This window comes from Pseudomonas sp. NPDC089406 (assembly GCF_044900265.1).
Classification (GTDB): Bacteria; Pseudomonadota; Gammaproteobacteria; order Pseudomonadales; family Pseudomonadaceae; genus Aquipseudomonas; species Aquipseudomonas fakonensis.
The window spans coordinates 1-22,425 of sequence record NZ_JBJDNC010000017.1 but is presented as its reverse complement, the minus strand read 5'-3'; the positions used below and the strand labels follow the sequence as shown (position 1 = coordinate 22,425).

Here is a 22,425-nt window from a genome sequence, read left to right as displayed (position 1 = left end):
ACAGGCCCGGCAGCGCGGCTGCTGTGCGAGGAGTGTAGTCAAGGTGATGGCAGGTTGCCTTGCCTGCTGTCTGGCGGGGCGCAACGCATATCCTGTAGGAGCGCATGACTATCAGATCTGGGCTGGGCCTGTAGGAGCGCCGGCTCAGTGCGGCGGGTAGTTGCTCAGCACCTGGGTCACGGTTTTCTGGATGGCGGCGTTGCGCTCTTCGGGGCTGGGCGGGTAGTTGTTCATGATCTGCTCGGCGCTGCCGCGCCAGACCAGCTTGCCGTCCTTGCCGTCGAACAGGTCGATCTGGATGGTGGCGACCTTGTAGTCGACGCTGCGGGTTTCGTTGTACATCGGCCCGCCCCAGTAGCCTCCCCAATAACCGCCCCAGGCACCGCCGTAGTTGGTGGTGATCTGCTGCTGGCGTTGCTCGACGATCAGGTAGGCGCGCACCTTCACATCAGCCTTGGCATTGCCCTGCACCGGGCGCAGGCCGCGCTGGTCAAGCTGGCCGGCAACCGCCTGGCGGATGCGCTGCTCGGTGAGGTCGCTCTTGATTCGCGGGTCGTCCGGGCGGTACTGCAGCCCCGGTTCCTGCCAGGCCCAACTGCGGTAAGCGGCAAAATCGCGGCTGGCATCGAAGTCCTGCTGCACATTGTTGCTGGCACAGGCGGCCAGCAACAGGGCGCATGACACTAGAACAAGACGGCGCAACATGATGGTTCTCCGTAGACGATTAACTGGGAGGATAGCCGCTAAGCGCCTTGCTCACCGACTCGCGCAAGGCGTTTTCACGGTCCCGTGGCGAGTCCTTGCTACTGCCGCTCTCGGCGCTGGCACTCCACACCGGCTGGCCGTCGCGGGCGTCGAACAGGTCGATGCGCACCACCATCACTTCCACCTCGTAGGTGCGCACGATGGGCACGCTGCCGTACGCCCCATAGCCGTTGCGATAGCCACCGAAGCCGACACCGGCGCTGGGGCCGTAGTAGGGGTCGTAATAGTCGTAGTCGCGCACCTGGCGCAGGCGCCGCTCCAGGCGAATGTCGGCACTGACCAGCAGGTCGGCGGTGCTGCCATGGGCCGGGCGCAGGCCGTGCTGGTCCAATGCGCTGCTGACCGCTGCGGCGAGCTGGCCGGGGTCTGTGCTGGCCAGGCCGCCAGGCTGCTGGCCGTCATGCCAGCGCCAGCTGCGGTAGCGGCCATAGTCGCGGGCGGGTGCCGGGTAGGCACTGGCATCGAAGGTGCTGGCAGCCTGCGGTGGCGCCGGCGGGATGGGGTTGCCGCTGGCGACATACGGGTTGCTGCCCTGGCAGGCGGCCAGCAGGAGGGGAAGCAGGGCCAGGCAGAGTGGGCGGTAGCGCATGTGTCCTCCTGGCCTTGGGGTTCAGAGTGGGCGGCAAACCCAGTGCAGGTAGCGGCCAAGCCCTGCGAAGCTTGGGTGACGGCGGTGGGCCAGCTCCATTTCCAGCAGGTCGAGCAGTTCGGCCTTGTCCTGGAATTCTTTGGGCATGTAGTCGTGGAACACGCGGATGCCGCTTTCGCTTTCGACCTGCCACAGCGCTTCAAGTTGCGCTTTGAGGTCGCGCGGATCAAGGGGTTTTTGCGGTGTCAGGCTCTGTTTTTCACCGGCCAGGCGGTTGCTGCGCAGCTTGCGGAAATGGCCCTTGAGCAGGTTGCGGTAAACCAGCGCGTCGCGGTTGTAGAAGGCCAGCGACAACCAGCCGCCGGGGGCGGTCAGCTGATGCAGCACGGGCAGGATGGCCTCGGGTTCGGCCAGCCACTCAAGCACGGCGTGGCACAGCACCAGGTCGTAGCGCTCGGTGAGCTGGCCCAGCAGGTCCTGCCAGGGGGCCTGGATGAAGGTGGCCTGCCGGCCGGCTTCGGCGAAACGCGCGCGGGCACCTTCGAGCATGGGCGCGGCGGGTTCGGCGAGAGTCAGCTGGTGGCCGCGCTGGGCCAGCCACAAGGCCATGTGGCCAAGGCCGGCGCCGATGTCGAGCACCCGCAGCGGGCGGTCGGGCAGGGTTTCGGCGAGATCGGCCTGCAACACGGCCAGGCGGATGGCGCCCTTGGCGCCGCCGTAGATTTTTTCGGCGAAGCGGGTGGCCAGTTCATCGAAGTGACGGTCGTTCATTTGGCGAAGCGCCTCTCGCTGTCGGCCAGCTTGGCCCGCACCACCTCGTCCATGTCCAGGCCCAGTTCGCTGCACAGCAGCAACAGGTAAAGGACGACGTCGCCGACTTCTTGCCCGGCGTGGGCGAGCTTGTCTGCCGGCAGCTGGCGCGACTCGCTTTCGCTCAGCCACTGGAAGATCTCCACCAGCTCGGCCATTTCGACACTGGCGGCCATGGCCAGGTTTTTCGGGCTGTGGAAGCCGCGCCAGTCGTTGGTGTCGCGGATGCGGTGCAGGCGTTCGGTGAGTTCTTGCAGGTTCATCGGGGGTCTCCTAATGGTGCATAGCTTCCGGCGGGGTCCGATGTAAAGCAAGGGGTTGTGTCACCTGTACCTGCAATGTGAAAGCCGTGGGAGCGGGCTTGCCCCGCGATGCGGTAGTAATCCGATCGCGGGGCAAGCCCGCTCCCACGTTGTTCTCTATGTGAGGTTTTACAAGCTGCGCCAATTGCCGGTCATGTGCAGCAGGGCGCCATGGCCGTCCAGGCGCAGTTGGCCCGACGGGCCGGCCTCGCTGGCGCCGAGCATGACTTCGGACGGCAGGCGTACCGGCTTGTGGAATGCCACCTCGAAGGCGTAGCCGGCCTTGGGCAGGTGGCTTTTCAACGCGGCCAGGGCCATGGCCTTGGTCCACATGCCGTGGGCGATGGCCTTGGGGAAGCCGAACAGCCGGGCGCTGAGGGGGCTGAGGTGGATCGGATTGTAGTCGCCGCATACCCGGGCATAGCGCCTGCCGATGTCGCTGTCGGCGTACCAGCGGGTTGCCTCGGGCAGTGCCCCTGGCTGTGCGTCTTCGGCAGGTGCTGCACCGGCTTCGAGCTTGAGCCCGCGCACCAGCATGCGGCTGGTTTCGCGCCACAGCAGGCCGAGGCCGTCCTCGGCCTCGGTCACCAGGTCGAAGGTGCCGCCCTTGGCGTGGTGCTGCAGGTTGTCGGCATGCACCGCAAAGCGCAGCCCGTCGATGCCGCCCAGCGGGCGCAGCACCTCGATGCGGTTGTGCAGGTGCACCAACCCCAGCAGCGGGAAGGGGAAGTCGCGGGCGGTGAGCAATTGCAGTTGCAGGGCGAAGGCCATCACGTGGGGGTAGGTGCCCGGCAGGCGGCCGTCGTCGGCGAAGTGGCAGAGCCTGCGGTAGGCCGCAAGGTTCGCCGGGTCTACCCGCAGGAAGCAGCGCAGGCCCTGGTCGGGCAGGCGCTCGCCGCTGATCTTGCGTTTGCCCAGCGCACGCAGGTACAGGCTGGCGCGCGAATCCGGGTGGTGCAGGTCGAGCCAGTGGGTGGTCATGTCAGGCCCCCATCAATGCTTGGCCGCAGACCCGCAGCACCTGGCCGTTGACTGCGCCGGAGCCGGGCTGGCTGAGCCAGGCGATGGCCTCGGCGACGTCCTGCGGCAGGCCGCCCTGGCCGAGCGAGCTCAGGCGCCGCCCGGCTTCGCGCAGGCCCATGGGCATGGCGGCGGTCATGTGGGTTTCGATGAAGCCCGGGGCGATGGCGTTGATGCTGATGCCGCGCTCGGCCAGGGCCGGTGCCCAGGCCTGGGCCAGGCCGATCAGCCCGGCCTTGCTGGCGGCGTAGTTGGCCTGGCCGCGGTTGCCGGCGATGCCGCTGACCGAGGCCAGCAGGGTGATGCGCGCGGCGTCGTGCAGTTTGCCGGCATCCAGCAGTGCCTGGGTGAGCACCTGCGGGGCCTTGAGGTTGACTGCCAGCACCGCGTCCCAGTAGTCGGGGGTCATATTGGCGAGGGTCTTGTCGCGGGTGATGCCGGCGTTGTGCACGACGATATCCAGGCCGTCGGGCAGTGCCTCGACCAGTTGCGCGGCGGCATCACCGGCGCAGATGTCCAGGGCCAGGGCGCGGCCGCCCAGGCGCGCGGCGATGGCGTCGAGGTCTTGCTGCGCCTGGGGGACATCCAGCAGGGTGACCGAGGCGCCGTCGCGGGCCAGGGTTTCGGCGATGGCCGCGCCGATGCCGCGGGCGGCGCCGGTGACCAGGGCATGGCGCCCGGCCAGCGGGCGGGTCCAGTCCTCGACCTGGGCGGTGCAGTGGCCCAGGTGCAGCACCTGGCCGGAAACGAACGCGCTTTTTGGTGACAGGAAGAACCGCAGCGCGCCTTCGAGCCCTTGCTCTGCGCCTTCGGCGACATACAGCAGGTTGGCGGTGGCGCCGTTGCGCAGCTCCTTGCCCAGCGAACGGCTGAAACCTTCGAGGGCGCGCTGGGCGATGCTCTCCTGGGTGCTGAGGCCCTGTGGAGGGCGGCCGAGGATCACGACATGGGCGCAGGGCGCCAGGCTGCGCAGCAACGGCTGGAAGAATTCGCGCAACTGGCGCAGTTGGTCGCTGTCGGACAGGTGACTGGCGTCGAATACCAAGGCCTTGAGCTTGGGCCCGAGGCCTGCGACCCAGGCCGGCGAGGCCAGGCTATCGGCGTTGAAGGCATAGCACTCGGCGGTCAGCCTTGGGGCGATCGCCTCGACCTCGCGGGCCAGCGGGCCGCCGCCGAGCACCAGCGCGCCCTCGACCGGGCGCAGGCGGCCGGCCTGCCAGCGTTCCAGCGGTACCGGGCGCGGCAGGCCGAGGGCATCGACCAGGCGCCGGCCGAGGGTGGAGTTGGCAAAGCCGATATAGCGGTCGCTCATGTACGGGTCTCCCTGAAGGCAAGCATGCAGTGTGGACCAGGTTTGTGGCAGGGTCGTTCGAAATACGGGAAAAGCGCCTAGGCTTACCGATCAATTTGTTTCAGGAGGAACAGGCATGGGTTCAATTCGCCGGGTGGCGATCCTGGGTGGCAACCGGATCCCCTTCGCCCGCTCCAATGGAGTCTACGCCCGCGCCAGCAACCAGGCGATGCTCACCGCTGCGCTGGAGGGGCTGGTGGAGCGTTACCGCCTGCATGGCCTGCGCCTGGGCGAGGTGGTGGCAGGGGCGGTGCTCAAGCATTCCAGTGACATGAACCTGGCCCGCGAATGCGTGCTCGGCTCGCGGCTGTCGCCACAGACGCCGGCCTACGACGTGCAGCAGGCCTGTGGCACGGGGCTTGAGGCGGCGCTGCTGGTGGCCAACAAGATTTCCCTGGGGCAGATCGACTGCGCCATTGCCGGGGGCGTGGACACCACCTCCGACGCGCCGATCGCGGTCAGCGAGGGGTTGCGCCAGATTCTGCTGCAGGCCAACCGTGGCAAGACCTTGGCTGAACGCTTGAAGCCCTTCCTGAAACTGCGCCCGGCGCACCTGCTGCCTGCGCTGCCGCGAAATGGCGAGCCACGTACCGGGCTGAGCATGGGCGAGCACTGCGAACGCATGGCGCAGGCCTGGCAGATCGGGCGGGCGGCGCAGGATGAACTGGCGCTGCTCAGTCACCACAACCTGGCGGCCTCCTATGCCGAGGGCTGGCATGACGATTTGCTCACGCCATACCAGGGCCTGAGCCGCGACAACAACCTGCGCCCGGACCTCACCTTGGAACAGCTGGCCAAGCTCAAGCCAGTGTTTGACCGGGGCGCTCAGGGCACCCTCACACCGGGCAATTCCACACCGCTGACCGATGGCGCCTCGCTGGTGCTGCTGGGCAGCGAGGCCTGGGCGCAAGCACAGGGGTTGAAGGTTCTGGCCTACCTGGTGGACGGCGAAACCGCTGCGGTGGATTTTGTCCACGGCCATGAAGGGCTGCTGATGGCGCCGGTGTATGCGGTGCCGCGGCTGCTGGCGCGCAATGGCCTGACGCTGCAGGATTTTGACTTCTATGAAATTCATGAAGCCTTCGCCGCCCAAGTGCTGTGTACCTTGAAGGCCTGGGAAGATGCCGAGTACTGCCGTACCCGGCTGGGGCTGGAGGCGCCGTTGGGGGCCATCGACCGCAGCAAGTTGAACGTCAAGGGCAGCTCGTTGGCGGCGGGGCATCCGTTCGCTGCAACGGGGGGACGGATACTGGCGAACATGGCCAAGCTGCTGGCGCAGCGGGGCAAGGGGCGGGGGTTGATTTCGATCTGTGCGGCGGGGGGGCAGGGGGTTACCGCGATTGTCGAGCGATGAGGGTTGAGGCATAGGGCCTCATCGCCGGCAAGCCGGCTCCTACAGGCGTGCGCCGTAGGAGCCGGATGGGTCAGGTGCGGAAGCGGCGTACCAGCGCGTCCAGTTCGTTGGACAGCCCGGCCAGGCTTTCCGAATCCTGCCTGGCGGCCTGGGCCAACTCGGCCACCAACTGCGCATCGCCGTGGATCTGGCTGATGTGGCGGTTGATGTCCTCGGCCACCTGGTGCTGCTCTTCGGCGGCGGTGGCGATCTGGGTGTTCATGTCGCGGATCACGTCCACCGACTCGCGGATCTGGCCGAAGCTGTCGCGGGCCAGGCCAATGCGGCTGACCGACTGCTGCGACACCTCGATGCTGGCGTGCATCTGCTCGGCCACTTCGGCGGTGCGGCTGGCCAGGTTGCCCAGCAGGCCGTCGATCTCGGCGGTGGAGTCGGCGGTGCGCTTGGCCAGGGCGCGCACTTCGTCGGCGACCACGGCAAAGCCGCGGCCCTGCTCACCGGCACGGGCGGCCTCGATGGCGGCGTTGAGCGCCAGCAGGTTGGTTTGCTCGGCGATCGAGCGGATGGTGCCGAGGATCGACTGGATGGCGTTGCTGTCGCGCTCTAGTTGCTGGATCGACTGCGCCGACTGCTCGATCTCCTGGCTCAGGCGGTCGACGCTCTGCACGGCGGCGTCGATCTGCTGCTGGCCTTCGCGGGCCTGGGCCTGGCCGCTGTCGGCGGACATCGCCGCCTGGCTGCAGGAACGCGCCACTTCGTTGGCGGTGGCGACCATTTCGTGGAAGGCAGTGGAGACCATGTCCACGGCTTCGCGCTGGCGCCCGGCGGCCTCGGACATGTCGGCCGACACCCGGGTGGAGCTGCTGGAGGTGCTGAGGATCTTGCCGGCTGCCGAACCGATGTGCTGGATCAGGCTGCGGATGGCGCCGAGGAATTGGTTGAACCAGCTGGCCAGTTGTGCGGTTTCGTCGCGACCGCGCACTTCCAGGTTGCGGGTCAGGTCGCCTTCGCCCTGGGCGATGTCTTCCAGGCCGCTGGTGACGCTGTTGATCGGGCGCACGATGAGCTTGGCGAAGGTGGCGCCGACCACGGCGAATACGGCGGCCAGTACCAGGGCGACGATGCCGATCAGCCAGGTCAGGCGGGTGGTGGTCTGCATCACTTCGCTTTCGTGGATCAGGCCGATGAAGGTCCAGCCCAGCTCTTCGTCGGGGTAGACGTTGGCCATGTAGCGTTCGCCGTTGATCTCGACCTCGACCAGGCCCTTGCCGGCCTTGGCCAGCTCGGCGTAGCCGCCGCCGAAGCTGTCGAGCTGCTTGAAGTTGTGGCTGGCGTCACGCGGGTCGACCATCACGTTGCCGTTTTTCTCCACCAGCATCAGGTAGCCGCTTTCGCCCAGCTTGATCTTCTTGACGATCTCGGTGAGGCCCTTGAGCGACACGTCGATGTTGACCACCCCGCCCGGGCTGCCGAGCTGGTTGGGCACGGCGCGCACAGTACTGACCAGCACCGCGTCGTCGGCGGCCCAGTAGTAAGCGCCGGTGCGTACGGTCTTGCCGGGGTTGGCCATGGCCAGCTGGTACCAGGGGCGCGGGCGCGGGTCGTAGTTGACGAACTTCTGCCCGGCCGGCCAGCCGATGTAGCCGCCGTCGCTGACGCCGTAGGACACGTACGCGTAGCCGGGGTGCGAATCGGCCAGGCGGGTGAAGAAGTCCAGCAGTTGCTTGTCTTGCTCGCCCAGCTCGTAGGAGGGGTTGGCGCTCATGAACTTGTTGAGGTTGCTGCCGGTGGAAGCGATCAGCGGCTGGGAGGCCAGGTAGGCGACGTTCTGGTCGATGCCCTGGAAGAAGATGTTCATGGCGTTGCCGACCTGGCGGATTTCCCGGCTGCTGTTGTCGAGGAAATCGTCGCGGGCTTCGCCGCGCAGGTTGAGGATCACCAAGGTGGCGACCAGGACGATGGGTAGCCCGGCAATGACGGCGAAGGCCCAGGTCAGTTTTTGCTTGATGTTCATCCACGCTCCCAGATTTGTTTTTTTCGTGACACGAGGCAGGTAACAGGGCATCGGCAGGGGCGGGATTTTTTGTAGGACAACGCCCGTACTTATTGGATGAAAGGCGTGTTTGAGGGGAAAAAGGTCGCGATTAGGCTAATACGGCATACCAATAGATGCGCTGACGCGCCCACTGTAGGAGCCGGCTTGCCGGCGATAGGGCCGCAAGCCCTAGTAAAGGGTGTGGTTTTTTGTACACGCAGGCCTGGCCTCATCGCCGGCAAGCCGGCTCCTACAGGGGGGGCGGTTTAATGGCAGCAGCCTTTGCCGTTGGCCAGGTCCTTGAGGATCGGGCAGTCCGGGCGGTCGTCGCCCTGGCAGTGGGCGACCAGCTCGCCCAGGGTGTCGCGCAGGCTGACCAGCTCTTCGATGCGCCGGTTGAGCTCATCGATGTGTTGCATGGCCAGGGCTTTGACATCGGCGCTGGCGCGTTGGCGGTCCTGCCACAGGGTAAGCAGCCGGGCCACTTCGTCCAGCGAGAAGCCCAGGTCGCGCGAGCGTTTGATGAACGCCAGGCTGTGCAGGTCATCCTGTTGGTACAGGCGGTAGCCGCTGTCGCTGCGCCGGGCGGGGCGCAGCAGGCCGATGGACTCGTAATAGCGGATCATCTTGGCGCTGAGCCCGCTGCGGCGGGCGGCCTGGCCGATGTTCATGGCGCCTCCTGGTCGATGGCGGTGGGTTTCCAGGTTTTCAGCAACAAGGCGTTGCTCACCACGCTGACGCTGGACAGCGCCATGGCGGCCCCGGCCAGTACCGGGTTGAGCAAGCCGAACGCCGCCAGCGGGATGCCGACGAGGTTGTAGATGAACGCCCAGAACAGGTTCTGGCGGATTTTCGCGTAGGTCTTGCGGCTGATCTCCAGCGCTGCCGGCACCAGGCGCGGGTCGCCGCGCATCAGGGTGATGCCGGCGGCCTGCATGGCCACGTCGGTGCCGCCGCCCATGGCAATGCCGATATCGGCGGCGGCCAGGGCCGGGGCATCGTTGATGCCGTCACCGACCATGGCCACTACGCCGTTCTGCTTCAGCGCGGTGACGGTGGCGGCTTTGTCGGCCGGCAGCACTTCGGCGTGCACGTCGTCGATGCCCAGCGCCTCGGCCACCACCTTGGCGCTGCCGCAGTTGTCGCCGGTCAGCAGGTGGCTGGAGATGCTGCGGGCGTGCAGGGCGTCGATGGCCTGGGCGGCGCCGGGTTTGAGGCTGTCGCCAAAGGCGAACAGGGCCAGTACACGGGGGCGCGCGCCACGTTCTATCAACCACGACAGGGTGCGGCCTTCGGCTTCCCAGGTGGCAGCGCTGCTGGCCAGTTCGCCGGGCTGCGCGCCGCTTTCGTCGAGCAGGCGGCGGTTGCCCAGGGCAAGGTCGCGGCCGTCCACGTTGCCTGCAATACCGCGGCCGGTGAGCGATTGGCTGTCGTTGACCTGAGGTACTTGCAGGCTGCGCTCGCTGCAGGCCTCCAGCACAGCCTTGGCCAAGGGGTGTTCGCTGCCGCGTTGCAGCGCGCCTGCCAGTATCAGGGCCTCATCGTCGCTGGCGGCTGACTGCTGGTGGACGATGCGCGGGCTGCCGGAGGTCAGGGTGCCGGTCTTGTCGAACACCACGCGGTTGACTGCGTGGGCGCGCTCCAGGGCTTCGGCGTCCTTGATCAGGATACCGTGGCGGGCGGCCACGCCGGTGCCGGCCATGATCGCCGCCGGGGTGGCCAGGCCGAGGGCGCAGGGGCAGGCGATCACCAGTACGGCGACGGCGTTGATCAGCGCGGTTTCCAGCGGTGCGCCAGCCAGCCACCAACCCAAAAGTGTCAGCAGTGCCAGTACCAGCACGGCGGGTACGAACACCTGGCTGACCCGGTCGACCAGTTTCTGGATCGGTGCCTTGGCCGCCTGGGCGTCTTCCACCAGGCGGATGATGCGGGCCAGTACGGTCTCGGTGCCGAGCGCGCGGGTTTGCACCAGCAACCGGCCTTCGCCATTGATGGCGCCGCCGGTGACTGGGTCGCCGGGCTGTTTGGGCACCGGCAGGCTTTCGCCGCTGATCAGCGCTTCGTCGGCGTGGCTGCTGCCTTCGAGCACTTCGCCGTCGACCGGGAAGCGTTCGCCGGGCTTGACCAGGACGAGGTCGCCGATGCGCAACTGGCTGATGGCGACGTCCTGCTCGAGGCCATCGACGATACGCAGGGCGCGCTCCGGGCGCAGCGCTTCGAGGGCGCGGATGGCGCTGGCGGTCTGGCGCTTGGCGCGGCTTTCGAGGTACTTGCCCAGCAGCACCAGGGCGATGACCACGGCCGAGGCTTCGAAGTACAGGTGCGGCGCCATGCCGGCAGGGGCGTTGGCCCATTGGTACAGGCTTAGCCCGTAGCCGGCGCTGGTGCCCAGGGCCACCAGCAGGTCCATGTTGCCGGCACCGGCGCGCACGGCCTTCCAGGCGGCTACATAAAAGCGGGCGCCGAGGATGAACTGCACCGGGGTGGCCAGCAGGAACTGCGCCCAGGCCGGCAGCATCCAGTGCAGGCCGAAGGGTTGCAGCAGCATCGGCAGCACCAGGGGCAGGGCCAGCAGCAGGGCGGCGCCGACGGCCAGGCGCTCGTTGCGCAGGCGACGTTGCGCCTGCTGTTGTTCATCGACGGCGCTGCGCGGCAGGCTGGCGCTGTAGCCTGCCTTTTCCACTGCAGCTATCAGCAGGCTGTCGTCGATGCTCTGCAGCACCTCGACATGGGCACGCTCGCTGGCAAGGTTGACGCTGGCTTGCTCGACCCCGGGCAGTTTGCCGAGGGCGCGCTCGACGCGGCCGGCGCAACTGGCGCAGGTCATGCCGCCGATCTGCAGCTCCAGGGTGCGGGTGGGGACGCTGTAGCCGGCCTGGCGCACCGCGCCCACCAGTGCCGGCAGGCTGTCGGCCGGGGCCTGGACCCGGGCCTGTTCGGTGGCCAGGTTGACGCTGACCTGTTCAGCGCCGGTAACCTTGCGCAGGGCGCGTTCGACCCGGCCTGCGCAGCTGGCGCAGGTCATGCCGGCGATGGGCAGGTCGAAGGTGGTGGATGCGGGCATGGCTCTTTCCTCCGTGGACAGGCCTGCAGCATCAACCTTGCCACGCGGTCAAGGTCAATAGCCCAGGCTGGCTCGCTTGAGCACCAGGCCATTCTGCCCCATGGCAATGCGGTATTTGTTGATCTGGCCCGCCTGCAAGTTCAACCGGGTGCTGCGCTGGTCCTCGACGCCTGGCAGGCAACCGGGGGCCTGGCCTGGCAGCAAGCGCAGGCGCACGTCGACCGGGCCTGGCGGCAGGTTGAACGAGGTCGACTGCTCCTGGAATACCCGGCCAGACAGCTGATCGTTGAGATAAACGCCGATTTCGCAGTTGGTGGCCACTTCCAGGCGCTCCCGGGAAATGATCAGCACGCTGTAATCGCTGTTGCCCTCGGCACTGGCCGTTGGCACCACGGCCAACGCGCCCAACAGCCCGACAAGGCCCAATGCTGCCCTGATCATGAAGAATCTCCTGCTTGCAAAAATCGTCAAAGGCGCAGCTTGGCTGAGCCCGGCGGTTATTTCCACCCCGGCCGTTAATTGCAGAACTTGACCTTGCCCTGATGGCAAGGTCGACACTGTGGCAAACCGCAGCATTCACCCTGAAGGAGCAAACACGATGCAAGTGTTCAACGTGCAAGGCATGACCTGTGGCCACTGCGTGAAGGCGGTGACCCGCGCGCTGCAGGAGCAGGACGCAACGGCGCAGGTGGAGGTGGACCTGGCGGGGCGCCAGGTGCGGGTGAAAAGCGAGCTGGACGCCGGGCAGTTGTTGGCGGCGATTCGTGAAGAGGGGTATGAGGCGCAGGTGGCTGGGTGACACTCTGTAGGAGCCGGCTTGCCGGCGAAGGGGTCATGAGGGTTGTGCCTGGCACCGGCTTTGCCGGTGATCGCCGGCAAGCCGGCTCCTACATTGATGTGGCGTTTTTCAGCGGTATTGTTACAAAGGTTTTCATCGCCAGCTGATGCGGTGCAGGTAGACTAGCGTACTTGCTTAGCCTGCTATGGATTTTCCATGAACTTGCGTACCTTGCTGATTCTCGGCGCACTCAGTGCGTTCGGGCCCTTGGCGATCGACTTCTATTTGCCTGCCTTCCCGGCCATGGCCCATGCCTTCGGCACTGACGAGCAGCATGTGCAGACCACCCTGGCCGCTTACTTCCTTGGCCTGTCGCTGGGCCAGCTGGCCTACGGGCCGGTGGCCGACCGCTTCGGTCGGCGCATCCCGCTGCTGTTCGGCGTTGCCCTGTTCACCCTGGCCTCGCTGGCTTGTGCCTTCGCACCCAACCTCGACAGCCTGATTCTGGCGCGTTTCGTCCAGGCCCTGGGTGGCTGCGCCGGCATGGTGTTGTCGCGGGCGATCGTCAGTGACAAGTGCGACGCGGTGGCTTCGGCCAAGGTGTTCTCGCAATTGATGCTGGTCATGGGCCTGGCGCCGATCCTCGCGCCGATGCTGGGTGGTGTGCTGGTGAATGTGGCGGGCTGGCAGTCGATCTTCCTGGCGCTGGGGTTGTTCAGTGCGCTGTGCCTGTTGGCGGTGAGCCTGGGCTTGCCGGAAAGCCTGCCGGCGCATGTGCCGCGCCAGCCGCTGTCGGGGGCGCTGCGTCAGTACCTGCGCTTGCTCGGGGACCGGGTGTTCGTCGGCCATGCGTTGACTGGCGGTATTGCCATCGCCGGGATGTTCGCCTACATCGCCGGTTCCCCGTTCGTGTTCATCAAGCTGTATGGCGTGCCGCCGGAGCACTACGGCTGGTTGTTCGGCACCAATGCTGCAGGGTTCATCCTGATGGCGCAGGTCAATGCGCGCCTGCTGGCCAAGCGTGGCCCGGCGTTCTTGCTGGCCCGTGCAGTGTGGCTGTACCTGGCGGCAGGTTTGGCGTTGCTGCTGGTGGCGGCACTGCGCCCGGCGGTGATCTGGCCGCTGCTGGTGCCGCTGTTCGTGTGCATTGCCAGCCTGGGCTGCATCATCCCCAATGCGTCGGCCTGCGCCATGAGCGGGCAGGGCGCGCGCGCCGGCAGCGCCTCGGCATTGATGGGCTGCCTGCAGTTCAGTGTCGCCGCTGGGGCGGCGGCACTGGTGGGGGTGCTGCATGATGGCAGTGCAGTGCCCATGGCACTGGTGATCAGCCTGTGCGGCGCACTGGTGGTCAGTGTCGCAGTGCTGACCCGGCGCGCTCAGGCCAGGCGTGCTGCATGAGGGGGTGAGGGGCTTTAAGGCGGGTTTCCAGCAGGGCCACGAAGGCCCGGGCCTCGGCCTCGCTGCGGAAACTCACCAGATGCTGGTCCATCTGCACCTGCCAGGGGCAGTTGGGGTTGCGGTTCGACGCACTGACGACAATTTTCATCGTGATCTACCTCCAGTGAGCGGGAGCGGATGAAGTGTAGCGCTGCCCCCGTTGCCCGCCATGACCTGTGTCAGTGCCCTGACTGACGGTCGTGGCGGCAGAGGTTTCTGTTTTGTTTGCCGTATCTATTGCGCTGGGCTGTGGGCAATTTCACAGGCCGCATGTGGGAATTTTTACGCCTGTTTAGAGGCAGCCGCTGTGCTACGGGGCTGCGGGTTTGGCTGGCGTTCGCCAAGCGCTGTGATGCCCCTACCCACCGTCAAACTGCCCACGCAAGTTGGTCGTTTTGCCTACAAATACCACCCTGAGGTGCGGCTTATACTGCGTCCGACGACCTGCACCAGCGAGAGATATTTCCCCTTCATCAGTGACGCCGGGCAACTGCCTGCTGCTGCATGAGGGCGTGCACCGTCGAGGCAATCAGACAAGCACTCTCAGGGATTCGAGCACCATGAATGCAGTCAACAGCATCACGCAGGTCGCCAGCATGATGGCCGACCGCAAACGCAGCGCCATGCTCTGGGCGCTGATCGATGGCATACCGCGAGCCGCAGATGAATTGGCAGTCACCACTGGCCTGAGCACCTCTTCAGCCTGTATGCACCTTTCGCTCCTGGCCACGGCCGGCTTGTTGCGCATCGAGGTGCGTGGGCGCAAGCGTCACTTTCGGTTGGCCACGCCTGAAGTCGGGGCGGCGGTGGAGGCCTTGGCCAGCATTCAGCTGGAAAGCCGCACCGGCGAGCGACAGGGCACGCCGTTGCAGATACCGCTGTCCATGCGCAAGGCGCGCCTGTGCAGTGATCACCTGGGCGGCGAGCTTGCAGCCGAGCTGCTCCAGCGCATGTTGGCGGCTGGCTGGCTGGACGGTGACCCGCAGCGCCCGTCGGTCACCGCAGAGGGCAAGGCTCAGTTGGAGGCGCTGGGGGTGTTCATCGATGCGCTGGCATTGGCGCCGGGGCTGCCGCGCGGCCATGCGATCTGCCACTGCAGTGAATGGAGCGACCAGGGCCCGCACTTGGGCGGCAGCCTGGGGCATGCCTTGCTCAAGCTGTTCGTGCAGTCCGGCTGGGTGCAGGAACAGGACGGCGGGCGGGCACTGCGGGTACCCCCGGTGGGGGTGCGGCTGATTGGTGCCATCGCCCGGCCGCCGGCCCGGCAAACGGGTTAGACCAAGCGCGCGTCCAGGCTGTTCTGGGCCAGGCGGCGGGCCTGGTCCTGGGTCATGCCAAGGTGTTCGTGCAGGGCATGGAAGTTCTCGGTGACGTAGCCGCCGAAGTAGGCCGGGTCGTCGGAGTTGACCGTAACCTTCACGCCACGCTCGAGCATGTCGAGGATGTTGTGCTGGCTCATGTGGTCGAACACGCACAGCTTGGTGTTGGACAGCGGGCAGACGGTCAGCGGGATCTGTTCGTCGATGATGCGTTGCATCAGGCGTTCGTCCTCGATGGCGCGCACGCCGTGGTCGATACGCTTGATCTGCAGCAGGTCGAGGGCTTCCCAGATGTACTCGGGCGGGCCTTCTTCACCGGCGTGGGCCACGGCCACGAAGCCTTCGCTGCGGGCACGGTCGAACACGCGCTTGAACTTGCTCGGCGGGTGGCCTTTTTCGGAGCTGTCCAGGCCGACGGCAATGAATGCGTCGCGGAAGGGCAGGGCCTGGTCGAGGGTCTTCTGCGCTTCGTCTTCGCTGAGGTGGCGCAGGAAGCTCAGGATCAGACCGCTGCTGATACCCAGCTGTTCGCGGCCGTCCTTGAGTGCCTGGTTGATGCCGTTGAGCACCACTTCGAAAGCGATACCGCGGTCGGTGTGGGTTTGCGGGTCGAAGAAGGGTTCGGTGTGGATGACGTTCTGCGCCTTGCAGCGCAGCAGGTAGGCCCAGGTCAGGTCGTAGAAGTCCTGCTCGGTGCGCAGCACGCCAGCGCCCTGGTAGTAGAGGTCGAGGAATTCCTGCAGGTTGTTGAAGGCGTAGGCGCTGCGCAGGGTTTCGACGTCGGCCCAGGGCAGGGCGATCTTGTTGCGTTCGGCAAGGGCAAACAGCAGTTCGGGTTCGAGCGAACCTTCCAGGTGCATGTGCAGTTCCGCCTTGGGCAAGGCGTTCAGCCAGTCATACATAAATACAAATCTCGATCAGGATACGGTTGGCCGACATTCTACAGGGCCTTGCCGGGCAATGTGCCCGGCGAGGCTTTGCGGTGCAACCGGTGATCGGGTGTGGCGGTTTTACCAGGTCAGCGCTTCGCCTTTGTAGTTGATGAAGCGCAGGCCGCCATTGCCGCGCTGGGCGTTGATCTGGTCGAGCATGCCGCGGGTGCTGGTGAACACGTCGATCTCGGCGTTTTCGCCGCCCATGTCGGTCTTCACCCAGCCTGGGTGCATGGCCAGCACGCTCAGGTCGGGGCGCTGCAGGTCGACCACGAAGCTGTTGATCATCGAGTTGAGGGCGGCCTTGCTGGCCTTGTACAGGCAGATCTCGCCACCGTCGGGGATGGTCACGCTGCCCAGGATCGAGCTCATGAAGGCCAGCACGCCGCTGCCCTGGCGCACTTGGCCGGCCAGGCGCCGGGCCACGCGGATCGGCGCCACGGCGTTGGTCATGAACAGCTCGCCGACGGCTTGCAGCTGCACGCTTTCGAGGTCCTGGGGCAGGGGGCCCATGACGCCGGCGTTGACGAATACCAGGTCGAACACTTCACCTTGCAGGCGCTGCTTGAGGCCATCCAGTTGCGCGGTGTCGTTCATTTCCAGGCGCTCGATGCGCACACCTGCAACCTCGGCCAGGCCGCCCGGCTTTTGTGGGTCGCGCACGGTGGCGACGATGTTCCAGCCGTCCTCGTGCAGGCGTTGAACCAGGCCGAGGCCAAGGCCGCGGGAGGCGCCGATGATCAGTGCGGTTTTCTGTACGGTCATTGCGAGGCTCCTGAAAAGGTTTGGCGTGGCACAGGAGCATACTCCAGCGTCGGGGTTGCTGCCGTGCCTTGGTTAAAAAATGATCGCTTGCGGCCAAGGCCCTGCGGGACGGGGCCGGGCGCATTGCCTCACCGGTTATCCACAGGCTGCTCCACAGGAACTGTGAGCAAGCGCAGCGCCTTGGAACAGTGCGGTTTTGAGCGACTCGGGCATTCGGGCTGGGGATAACTTACTGATCCCGTTCGTATTGAGCGGCTGTCATACAATTGTGATCAAAATATGATCAAAGCTCTGTAGCCCTTGCCGCACTAGGCTTGCATCGATAAACCCAAAGCTTATCCACAGGCACGCCCACAGTAGTTGTGGGCAATGCTCAGGCGCGTTCCAGCAGGATGCGCCCGCGGCTGAGGTCGGCCAGTTGCTGCTGCAGGCCATGCAGGTGTGCATCGCCCAGGGCGAGGTGCAGGTCGACGCCGTTGGCGGTGAACTGTTCGTCCATCACCAGGCCGTCCACCTCGGCCAGGCGCAGCTTGACCAGGGCCAGCTCGCTGAAAGTGCAACTGCAGGTGAATTCGCTGCGTTGCACCAGCAGGCGCTTGGGGGCCTGTTGCAGGCACTTGTTGGCACCACCGCCGTAGGCCCGGGCCAAGCCGCCGGTACCCAGCTGGATGCCGCCATACCAGCGGATCACCAGCACCACCACCTGGTCGCAGTCCTGGGCCTCGATCGCGGCCAGGATCGGTCGCCCTGCGGTACCGCCGGGCTCGCCGTCGTCGCTGCTGCGGTACTGGCCGCCGATCTTCCAGGCCCAGCAGTTGTGGGTGGCGGCCAGGTCGCTGTGGCGCTCGATGAACGCCATGGCCTCGGCCGGGCTGTTAATCGGGCCGGCGAGGGTGATGAAGCGGCTCTTGCGGATTTCTTCGCGAAATTCGCAGAGTTCGAGGAGGGTAGAGGGCATAGGTCCGGGTCAGGCGGGCGGGGTGATGCCGCAGCCTTTGAGAATGATGTGGATAAGGTTGTTGCTGGCCTCTTCCATGTCTTGCTTGGTCAGGCGGCTGCGGCCGGTGACCTGGCAGATCTGGGTGGCGAAGTCGGCATAGTGCTGGGTGCTGCCCCACAGCAGGAAGATCAGGTGCACGGGGTCGACCCGGTCCATCTTGCCGGCGGCCATCCACGCTTCGAATACTGCGGAGCGGCCGCGGAACCATTCGCGGTAGTCGGCGCTGAAGTATTCGGTCAGGCACTCGCCGCCGCTGATCACTTCCATGGCGAAGATCCGCGAGGCTTGCGGGTTGCGCCGGGAAAACTCCATCTTGGTGCGGATGTACTGGCTCAGCGCCTGGCCTGGGTCGTCGTCGACACTCAGGGCGTTGAAGGTGCTGTCCCACAGCTCGATGATGTTGCTCAGCACGGCGATGTACAGGCCGAGCTTGTTGGTGAAGTAGTAGTGCAGGTTGGCCTTGGGCAGGTTGGCCTTGAGCGCGATGGTGTTCATGCTCGTACCCTTGTAGCCGTGACGGGCGAACTCGTCCTCGGCGGCCTGGATGATGGCCTGTTCGTTCTTCTGGCGGATGCGGCCGGCGGGCTTGCCCGAGGCTAATAGGCGATGCGCAGGGACTTCTAGGGTCATGGACGATTCCGTACAGGGTCGTTGGCAACGGATTGTCGGACAGATTACCTGCCTGTGCCGAAGTGACAAGCATTTGCGGCACGGACTGGCATCAGCGTGTCGCAGCCAGGCTGTCGAGGAAGCTTTCCAGTACCAGGTTTGGCCGCCGGCCTTTGCGCGTTACCCAGCTCAGGCTGAGGTCGTAGAAGCGCTGGGCCGGCTTGAGGGCGCGCAGGCGGCCCTGCTGCACCCAGACACTGGCGTAGTGGTCTGGCAGATAGCCGATGTAGCGCCCGGTGAGGATCAGAAACGCCATGCCTTCGCGGTCCGAGGCGCTGGCGGTGCAGCGCAGGGCCTGGTAGTGGGCCTGGATTTCAGCCGGCAGGCGGAAAGTTGGGGCGATTGCGTCTTGGCTGTTCAGGCGATCGTCGTCGATTTGCTGGTCATCGGCGTAGAACAGCGGGTGACCAACTGCGCAGTAGAGCAGCGAACGTTCGCTGTACAGCGGTTGATACTCCAGGCCCGAGAGCGGGCTGGTCTGGGGGACCACGCCAACATGCAGACTGCCGTCGAGCACCCCTTGCTCCACCTGGCTTGGGGCGATCATGCGGATCTGGATGCGTACGTCGGGGCCGCGGTCCTTGAGTTCGGCCAGGGCGTGGGTGATGCGCATGTGCGGCAGGGTCACCAGGTTGTCGGTGAGGCCGATGTTCAGTTCGCCACGCAGATGCTGGTGCAGGCCGTTGACCTCGGTGCGAAAGCTCTCCAGTGCGCTGAGCAGTTGCAAGGCCGAGTGGTAGACCTCGCGGCCTTCCTCGGTCAGCGAGAAACCGGCGCGCCCGCGCTGGCACAGGCGCAGGCCCAGGCGCTGCTCAAGGTCGTTCATCTGCTGGCTGATGGCTGAACGTCCGATGCCCAGCACGTTCTCGGCTGCGGAGAAGCCGCCGCATTCGACCACGCTGCGGTAGATTTTCAGCAAGCGGATGTCGAAATCGCTGACCTGGGCGAGGGGATCGGGGCGTCGGCTCATATGTTTAGCACGCTGCAGACTGAAGGTTAGAAATGTTGGGTTTTCCGGACTTTATCCCCGTGCGAATTTAGCTGCAACAACATCCATCGTTGCCTAATCGTCTTCCGAGGAACCGCCGATGAACATGCCCGAAACCGCTCATTCCGGCCTGGCCAGCCAGCTCAAGCTGGATGCCCACTGGATGCCCTACACCGCCAACCGCAACTTCCAGCGCGACCCGCGCCTGATCGTGGCGGCCGAAGGCAACTACCTGGTCGATGACAAGGGGCGCAAGATCTTCGATGCCCTGTCGGGCCTGTGGACCTGCGGTGCCGGGCATACTCGCAAAGAGATCACCGAAGCGGTCGCGCGTCAGGTTGGTACCCTGGATTACTCCCCGGCGTTCCAGTTCGGCCACCCGCTTTCGTTCCAGCTGGCCGAGAAAATCGCCGACCTGGTGCCGGGCGACCTGAACCACGTCTTCTATACCAACTCCGGTTCTGAGTGCTGCGATACCGCGTTGAAGATGGTGCGTGCCTACTGGCGCCTGAAAGGCCAGGCCAGCAAGGCCAAGATCATCGGCCGTGCCCGGGGTTACCACGGGGTGAACATCGCCGGCACCAGCCTGGGTGGCGTCAACGGCAACCGCAAGATGTTCGGCCAGTTGCTGGACGTCGATCACCTGCCCCACACGGTGCTGCCGGCCAACGCCTTCAGCAAGGGCATGCCGGAAGAGGGCGGTATTGCCCTGGCCGACGAGATGCTCAAGCTGATCGAGCTGCATGATGCGTCCAACATTGCCGCGGTGATCGTCGAGCCACTGGCTGGCTCTGCCGGCGTGCTGCCGCCGCCCAAGGGTTACCTGAAGCGCCTGCGTGAAATCTGCACCCAGCACAACATTCTGCTGATCTTCGACGAAGTGATCACAGGCTTTGGCCGCATGGGCGCCATGACCGGTGCCGAGGCGTTCGGCGTGACCCCGGACCTGATGTGCATCGCCAAGCAGGTGACCAACGGCGCCATCCCTATGGGCGCGGTGATTGCCACCGGCGAGATCTACCAGACCTTCATGAACCAGCCGACCCCCGAGTACGCGGTGGAATTCCCCCACGGCTACACCTACTCGGCGCACCCGGTTGCCTGCGCTGCCGGTATCGCCGCGCTGGACCTGCTGCAGAAGGAAAACCTGGTGCAGTCGGCCGCCGAGCTGGCGCCGCACTTCGAGAAGCTGCTGCATGGCGTCAAGGGCACCAAGAACATCGTCGATATCCGTAACTACGGCCTGGCCGGTGCTATCCAGATCGCCGCGCGCGACGGTGATGCGATTGTTCGCCCATATGAGGCCGCGATGAAACTGTGGCAGGCCGGCTTCTATGTGCGCTTCGGTGGCGACACCCTGCAGTTCGGGCCGACCTTCAATACCCAGCCGCAAGAGCTGGACCGTCTGTTCGACGCCGTGGGCGAAGCCCTGAACAAGGTTGACTGACATTTCCGATTTTGACGCCTGGCGCGTGAGCTTCGCGCGCCTGCTTCTACATTCTTTATAGGGAGTTATGCATGAGCATCGTTCAGCACCTGATTCACGGTGAGCTGGTTTCCAAGGGCGAGCGCACCACTGATGTGTTCAACCCGTCCACTGGCCAGGCCGTGCGCAGGGTCGAGCTGGCCAGCCGCGCCACCGTGCAGCAGGCTATCGATTCGGCCAAGGCCGCCTTCCCGGCCTGGCGCAATACCCCACCGGCCAAGCGTGCCCAGGTGATGTTCCGCTTCAAGCAACTGCTTGAGCAGAACGAGGCGAAAATCTCGCAGATGATCAGCGAGGAGCACGGCAAGACCGTGGAAGATGCTGCGGGTGAGCTCAAGCGGGGTATCGAGAACGTCGAGTTCGCCTGTGCGGCCCCAGAGCTGCTCAAGGGTGAGTACAGCCGCAACGTCGGCCCAAACATCGATGCCTGGTCGGACTTTCAGCCGCTGGGCGTAGTGGCCGGTATCACGCCGTTCAACTTCCCGGCCATGGTGCCGCTGTGGATGTACCCGCTGGCCATTGCCTGCGGTAACGCCTTCATTCTCAAACCGTCCGAGCGTGACCCAAGCTCGACGCTGTTCATTGCCCAGCTGCTGCTGGAGGCTGGCTTGCCCAAGGGCATCCTCAACGTGGTGCACGGCGACAAGGAAGCGGTGGATGCGTTGATCGAGGCGCCGGAGGTCAAGGCGCTGAGCTTCGTCGGTTCGACCCCGATCGCCGAGTATATCTATGCCGAAGGCACCAAGCGCGGCAAGCGCGTGCAGGCCTTGGGCGGTGCGAAGAACCATGCCGTGCTGATGCCTGATGCCGACCTGGACAACGCGGTCAGCGCGTTGATGGGCGCAGCCTATGGTTCGTGCGGCGAGCGCTGCATGGCCATCTCGGTGGCGGTGTGTGTGGGGGATCAGGTGGCCGATGCCCTGATTGCCAAGTTGGAACCGCAGATCAAGGCACTGAAGATCGGTGCCGGTACCTCCTGTGGCCTGGACATGGGGCCGCTGGTCACTGCAGCTGCCCGTGACAAGGTGGTGGGCTATATCGATGATGGCGTGGCTGCCGGTGCCAGGCTGGTGGTCGATGGCCGTGGGTTGCGTGTGGCGGGTAATGAAGATGGCTACTTCGTGGGTGGCACCTTGTTCGACAAGGTGACCCCAGAGATGCGCATCTATAAAGAAGAGATCTTCGGGCCGGTGCTGTGCGTGGTGCGGGTGAACAGCCTGGAAGCGGCCATGCAGCTGATCAACGAGCACGAGTACGGCAACGGTACCTGCATCTTCACCCGTGATGGTGAGGCTGCGCGGTTGTTCTGCGACGAGATCGAAGTGGGCATGGTGGGGGTCAACGTACCGCTGCCGGTGCCGGTGAGCTACCACAGCTTTGGTGGCTGGAAGCGTTCGCTGTTTGGCGACCTGCATGCCTATGGCCCGGATGGGGTGCGTTTCTATACCCGTCGCAAGGCGATTACCCAGCGCTGGCCGCAGCGGGCCAGCCATGAGGCTTCTCAGTTTGCGTTCCCTAGTTTGTAAGGGGATGGGGTGATTGAACGGGGAGGCCGGCAGGCCTCCCCGTTTTGGTTTTGGGTTTGGCTTCTATATATAGGTACTGGGGCGGGCCGCTGAGGCGCCTTTTCCGCCTTTTTCTCCAAATAATTCAATTATTTGAAATTAAGGGTTGACGGGGTTTCAGATCCCCTTATAATGCGCCCCACTTCCAGCGACAACGGAACGCGAAACTCCTTGAGAATCAACGAGTTAAGCGGCT

Annotated in this window: 22 protein-coding genes and 1 pseudogene; 6 read left to right on the top strand and 17 right to left on the bottom strand. The window is 65.3% G+C overall.

Going from position 1 to position 22,425, the window contains the following annotated elements:
* Positions 1–144: 144 nt before the first annotated feature.
* The 6 genes from ACI2KK_RS13890 to ACI2KK_RS13865 all read right to left on the bottom strand — a co-directional run bounded on the left by ACI2KK_RS13890 (position 145) and on the right by ACI2KK_RS13865 (position 4,798).
* Positions 145–705, bottom strand: coding sequence for a DUF4136 domain-containing protein (locus tag ACI2KK_RS13890; RefSeq protein WP_369988243.1), 561 nt, complete (start codon positions 703–705; stop codon positions 145–147).
* Positions 706–724: 19 nt separating this feature from the next.
* The gene (locus tag ACI2KK_RS13885; RefSeq protein ID WP_404669301.1) at positions 725–1,354 is read right to left on the bottom strand and encodes a DUF4136 domain-containing protein; all 630 of its coding nucleotides are present in this window, start codon (positions 1,352–1,354) and stop codon (positions 725–727) included.
* A gap of 21 nt (positions 1,355–1,375) precedes the next feature.
* A complete protein-coding gene (locus ACI2KK_RS13880; RefSeq protein WP_404669300.1) occupies positions 1,376–2,125 on the bottom strand; it encodes a methyltransferase domain-containing protein in 750 nt (249 codons plus the stop codon).
* Positions 2,122–2,427: a MazG-like family protein gene (locus tag ACI2KK_RS13875; protein WP_404669299.1), complete on the bottom strand. Its 306-nt coding sequence runs from the start codon at positions 2,425–2,427 to the stop codon at positions 2,122–2,124. The genes ACI2KK_RS13880 and ACI2KK_RS13875 overlap by 4 nt, the downstream gene beginning before the upstream one ends.
* A 168-nt stretch (positions 2,428–2,595) precedes the next feature.
* Entirely contained in the window at positions 2,596–3,447 is an 852-nt protein-coding gene (locus ACI2KK_RS13870) for a MaoC family dehydratase (protein WP_404669298.1), read from the bottom strand.
* Position 3,448: 1 nt separating this feature from the next.
* Positions 3,449–4,798: a 3-oxoacyl-ACP reductase gene (locus ACI2KK_RS13865; RefSeq protein WP_404669297.1), complete on the bottom strand. Its 1,350-nt coding sequence runs from the start codon at positions 4,796–4,798 to the stop codon at positions 3,449–3,451.
* A 115-nt stretch (positions 4,799–4,913) separates the two neighbouring features.
* Between ACI2KK_RS13865 and ACI2KK_RS13860 the strand changes: the two genes are divergently transcribed.
* Positions 4,914–6,191 (top strand): acetyl-CoA C-acetyltransferase, encoded by a 1,278-nt coding sequence (locus ACI2KK_RS13860; RefSeq protein ID WP_404669296.1) that lies wholly within the window; start codon positions 4,914–4,916, stop codon positions 6,189–6,191.
* A gap of 70 nt (positions 6,192–6,261) precedes the next feature.
* Here the strand turns inward: ACI2KK_RS13860 and ACI2KK_RS13855 are convergent, their stop codons facing one another.
* From ACI2KK_RS13855 to ACI2KK_RS13835, 5 genes and pseudogenes are all read right to left on the bottom strand, one after another.
* On the bottom strand, positions 6,262–6,990 hold the full coding sequence (locus tag ACI2KK_RS13855; protein WP_404669365.1) for a methyl-accepting chemotaxis protein: 729 nt from the start codon (positions 6,988–6,990) through the stop codon (positions 6,262–6,264).
* A 129-nt stretch (positions 6,991–7,119) separates the two neighbouring features.
* A pseudogene (locus tag ACI2KK_RS13850) lies at positions 7,120–8,205 on the bottom strand (cache domain-containing protein); the annotation flags it as partial.
* A gap of 287 nt (positions 8,206–8,492) precedes the next feature.
* Positions 8,493–8,897 (bottom strand): Cu(I)-responsive transcriptional regulator, encoded by a 405-nt coding sequence (cueR, locus tag ACI2KK_RS13845; protein ID WP_217886624.1) that lies wholly within the window; start codon positions 8,895–8,897, stop codon positions 8,493–8,495.
* The gene (locus tag ACI2KK_RS13840) at positions 8,894–11,290 is read right to left on the bottom strand and encodes a heavy metal translocating P-type ATPase (protein ID WP_404669295.1); all 2,397 of its coding nucleotides are present in this window, start codon (positions 11,288–11,290) and stop codon (positions 8,894–8,896) included. Before ACI2KK_RS13840 ends, cueR begins: the two co-directional genes overlap by 4 nt.
* A 54-nt stretch (positions 11,291–11,344) precedes the next feature.
* Positions 11,345–11,731, bottom strand: coding sequence for a hypothetical protein (locus tag ACI2KK_RS13835; RefSeq protein ID WP_404669294.1), 387 nt, complete (start codon positions 11,729–11,731; stop codon positions 11,345–11,347).
* Positions 11,732–11,888: 157 nt separating this feature from the next.
* On the opposite strand from ACI2KK_RS13835, the gene ACI2KK_RS13830 reads away from it, so the two are divergent.
* Complete coding sequence (locus ACI2KK_RS13830; RefSeq protein ID WP_369988235.1) at positions 11,889–12,089, top strand: heavy-metal-associated domain-containing protein; 201 nt, start codon at positions 11,889–11,891, stop codon at positions 12,087–12,089.
* Positions 12,090–12,284: 195 nt separating this feature from the next.
* Positions 12,285–13,466 (top strand): multidrug effflux MFS transporter, encoded by a 1,182-nt coding sequence (locus ACI2KK_RS13825; RefSeq protein WP_404669293.1) that lies wholly within the window; start codon positions 12,285–12,287, stop codon positions 13,464–13,466.
* On the opposite strand, the gene ACI2KK_RS13820 is transcribed toward ACI2KK_RS13825, so the two are convergent.
* Positions 13,417–13,614 (bottom strand): hypothetical protein, encoded by a 198-nt coding sequence (locus ACI2KK_RS13820; RefSeq protein WP_217886618.1) that lies wholly within the window; start codon positions 13,612–13,614, stop codon positions 13,417–13,419. The two genes, ACI2KK_RS13825 and ACI2KK_RS13820, sit on opposite strands and share 50 nt — an antisense overlap.
* 451 nt (positions 13,615–14,065) lie before the next feature.
* Between ACI2KK_RS13820 and ACI2KK_RS13815 the strand changes: the two genes are divergently transcribed.
* A complete protein-coding gene (locus tag ACI2KK_RS13815; protein ID WP_404669292.1) occupies positions 14,066–14,782 on the top strand; it encodes an ArsR/SmtB family transcription factor in 717 nt (238 codons plus the stop codon).
* On the opposite strand, the gene ACI2KK_RS13810 is transcribed toward ACI2KK_RS13815, so the two are convergent.
* The 5 genes from ACI2KK_RS13810 to ACI2KK_RS13790 all read right to left on the bottom strand — a co-directional run bounded on the left by ACI2KK_RS13810 (position 14,779) and on the right by ACI2KK_RS13790 (position 19,160).
* Positions 14,779–15,726: an adenosine deaminase gene (locus tag ACI2KK_RS13810; RefSeq protein ID WP_404669291.1), complete on the bottom strand. Its 948-nt coding sequence runs from the start codon at positions 15,724–15,726 to the stop codon at positions 14,779–14,781. The genes ACI2KK_RS13815 and ACI2KK_RS13810 overlap by 4 nt on opposite strands.
* 108 nt (positions 15,727–15,834) lie before the next feature.
* Positions 15,835–16,521 (bottom strand): SDR family oxidoreductase, encoded by a 687-nt coding sequence (locus ACI2KK_RS13805; protein ID WP_404669290.1) that lies wholly within the window; start codon positions 16,519–16,521, stop codon positions 15,835–15,837.
* 373 nt (positions 16,522–16,894) lie between these two features.
* Positions 16,895–17,479 (bottom strand): IMPACT family protein, encoded by a 585-nt coding sequence (locus ACI2KK_RS13800; protein ID WP_404669289.1) that lies wholly within the window; start codon positions 17,477–17,479, stop codon positions 16,895–16,897.
* A 9-nt stretch (positions 17,480–17,488) separates the two neighbouring features.
* Complete coding sequence (locus ACI2KK_RS13795; RefSeq protein ID WP_404669288.1) at positions 17,489–18,151, bottom strand: TetR/AcrR family transcriptional regulator; 663 nt, start codon at positions 18,149–18,151, stop codon at positions 17,489–17,491.
* Between the two features lie 91 nt (positions 18,152–18,242).
* Positions 18,243–19,160 (bottom strand): LysR family transcriptional regulator, encoded by a 918-nt coding sequence (locus tag ACI2KK_RS13790; RefSeq protein ID WP_217886613.1) that lies wholly within the window; start codon positions 19,158–19,160, stop codon positions 18,243–18,245.
* 118 nt (positions 19,161–19,278) lie between these two features.
* On the opposite strand from ACI2KK_RS13790, the gene ACI2KK_RS13785 reads away from it, so the two are divergent.
* Both ACI2KK_RS13785 and ACI2KK_RS13780 read left to right on the top strand, forming a co-directional pair.
* Entirely contained in the window at positions 19,279–20,625 is a 1,347-nt protein-coding gene (locus ACI2KK_RS13785) for an aspartate aminotransferase family protein (protein WP_404669287.1), read from the top strand.
* 71 nt (positions 20,626–20,696) lie between these two features.
* The gene (locus ACI2KK_RS13780) at positions 20,697–22,190 is read left to right on the top strand and encodes a CoA-acylating methylmalonate-semialdehyde dehydrogenase (RefSeq protein WP_404669286.1); all 1,494 of its coding nucleotides are present in this window, start codon (positions 20,697–20,699) and stop codon (positions 22,188–22,190) included.
* Positions 22,191–22,425: the final 235 nt, after the last annotated feature.